A 2022-nucleotide genomic window follows, 5' to 3' on the forward strand; every position below is an offset into this window, starting at 1 on the left:
AAAAGAAGCTTTGCAGCATTTGTTTTACGTTTGCGCTCCAGAGCGCGGCGACGAATCTCCAATATCTCTTTCAAAAGAAACAAAGCAATCGCAACTGTTACCGTAATAGGTAGATATTGACCTGATAAAAGGTTATCACGCCAATCTTTTAAAAACTCAAGGCATGCCATATTAAAAGTACCCAACGATTGCGTTAACCCGCGCCGTTAGGCGTCGTCTGGAACTGCGGGTTAGGTTTCAATCGCCATCGGTGGCGGTTCTGACGTTGAGCTTCCATCTGATCTTTCCCTGATCCACCGTGTGTTGATGATGATTTTGAGGAGGGAACCGATCGGCAGCGTTTGAGGTGACCTCGCGCTTGCAGCCTAAGCACCTATAGATTCCGGAGACGGGAACGGATTCGCTTGGGCCATATTCGTTTTTCCACCAATCCTTATTTCCATCGCTCTTCACAATGACTGAGCTGTCGATGTACCAAGACATATCTCTTTCCTCCCTGATGAAAACTTGACCGCGCGAATCAGCAGTGCAACACGGACTCTTACAGATTTTTAGGTGCGTCGCCGAACTTCTGCTTTAGAGACTGGAGTGCAGGCTTGTCGTCCGTTTCCCAAAGCAATTCCAGTTTCCTGTCCATTGTTGAGAAGGTGCTGCTGAGGTACTCACGCCACCGGTAAGTGCAGACCCTGTCGAGCGGTGTGGGCCGCTCTGTGGAGTTAAAATCTTCCTTCTCGGAGCCGCGCTCCCATCCGCTTGGTGTGAGATGCCAGTCTGTCCATTCGTCGCTTGCTGCCATATCGACTCCTCCGTTGAAAGAACGGGCGGTGATTGTTTGAAGCCTACCGTAGAGCTAACCGGCGCTGCGCGGCCTTATCGCGCAGCGTCCAGCGACCGAAGGGAGCGAAGGGAGCGAGCTTGAGCGCCATGTTAGGTCTCGCCGACGTACCGCCGGGCGGTAGGGCCAACTTTCTCACGGAGCCTCATGACAAAGCTTTGGAATACGCTAAATAACGCAAGGCCAAAGAACGCGAGGTACATAGGTGGAGATTGCTCACCGGAGTCAAGAAAATACGACCCAATTGCGATCAGAATTAGCACACCAACAAAGATAGGCATAGCTGAATCGAAAAACGCTGGAAGCCGTGGTCGTGTGTTGATGGGGACTAGGCTTGGAATGTCGATGATTCGAGCGTCAACCGATTCAGAAGGCGAACTTGCTGACAAGAGAACTTGAATAAGTAATTTGTCGCCCGAATTCAGAAGAAGTGGGTTTAACTCGATGCTCGATTCTGTAGCAACCAAAGTGGCACCGAGTTTTGAGGGGACTTCGGATGTGATCTCCGCTGAGATGACTTGCCCTTCTGGAAAGGAAATTTTGAGCGCGCGCTGGAAGTCATTTGGGGAAATTGCGCGATGCCCAGAGTTCTTCAAGCCATAGACCAGTAAGTGGAGATTCTTGACTGACTTGCCATCAAGCTCGACTGTTACGCGGGACGATACTTCGTCGGCAACCGAAAGCAGGCGGCGAGAAGATACGATGCCAAAAGCCAACTCCTTTGTCTGACGCTGAAGCCAATATATCCAGAGTGCAACTGCGATGCCTAACACCGCAAAAGCTGCGCCAAAGAATTGCCAAACGGGATCACGCAGAAGATCGAGCATGAAAGACCTAACGACGCTGTAGAAAAACCCCATTTCGGGGCAAGTTGCTGCGTCCGGCCATTGCCGGCTTGAATTCATTCTTCATCGCATCAATCCGGTTTCACGGGTTTCATCTTCCGTCTCCTGACGCCGTGACAGGGCGACTCCTGCCTGACCTGATCGGGCTAGTTCCCCGTCCGCCAGCTTACCTAATTCGCGTACCCGTGGTGCCCGAGCTTTTCAATGTTGTGCACCATGCAATAGAGCTTCCACTGCCCATCGACCTTCGTGCGCCCGCGCAGCGTGAAGCGGTCGAGCCGCTTGTTGTGCCGCAGGTTGCCGAACACCGGTTCGACGGTGGCAAAGCGCGCGCCGATCATC

Annotated in this window: 4 protein-coding genes; all 4 read right to left on the reverse strand. The window is 52.3% G+C overall.

Annotated features, from left to right (window positions below; translation table 11 throughout):
* Positions 1–237: 237 nt before the first annotated feature.
* A complete protein-coding gene (locus tag LC574_RS37620) occupies positions 238–483 on the reverse strand; it encodes a hypothetical protein (RefSeq protein ID WP_229458698.1) in 246 nt (81 codons plus the stop codon).
* 58 nt (positions 484–541) lie between these two features.
* A complete protein-coding gene (locus LC574_RS37625; RefSeq protein WP_229458699.1) occupies positions 542–796 on the reverse strand; it encodes a hypothetical protein in 255 nt (84 codons plus the stop codon).
* A gap of 131 nt (positions 797–927) precedes the next feature.
* The gene (locus tag LC574_RS37630; RefSeq protein WP_229458700.1) at positions 928–1740 is read right to left on the reverse strand and encodes a hypothetical protein; all 813 of its coding nucleotides are present in this window, start codon (positions 1738–1740) and stop codon (positions 928–930) included.
* A 110-nt stretch (positions 1741–1850) separates the two neighbouring features.
* Positions 1851–2021, reverse strand: coding sequence for a transposase (locus LC574_RS39595; RefSeq protein ID WP_368736790.1), 171 nt, complete (start codon positions 2019–2021; stop codon positions 1851–1853).
* Position 2022: the final 1 nt, after the last annotated feature.

This window comes from Nostoc sp. CHAB 5715 (assembly GCF_020829685.1).
Lineage (GTDB): Bacteria > Cyanobacteriota > Cyanobacteriia > Cyanobacteriales > Nostocaceae > Nostoc.

Excerpts from the sequence above, each read along its gene's own strand:
- LC574_RS39595 (WP_368736790.1), bottom strand. The coding sequence starts at position 2,021 with ATGATCGGCGCGCGCTTTGCCACCGTCGAACCGGTGTTCGGCAACCTG.
- LC574_RS37620 (WP_229458698.1), bottom strand. The coding sequence starts at position 483 with ATGTCTTGGTACATCGACAGCTCAGTCATTGTGAAGAGCGATGGAAAT.
- LC574_RS37625 (WP_229458699.1), bottom strand. The coding sequence starts at position 796 with ATGGCAGCAAGCGACGAATGGACAGACTGGCATCTCACACCAAGCGGA.
- LC574_RS37630 (WP_229458700.1), bottom strand. The coding sequence starts at position 1,740 with ATGAATTCAAGCCGGCAATGGCCGGACGCAGCAACTTGCCCCGAAATG.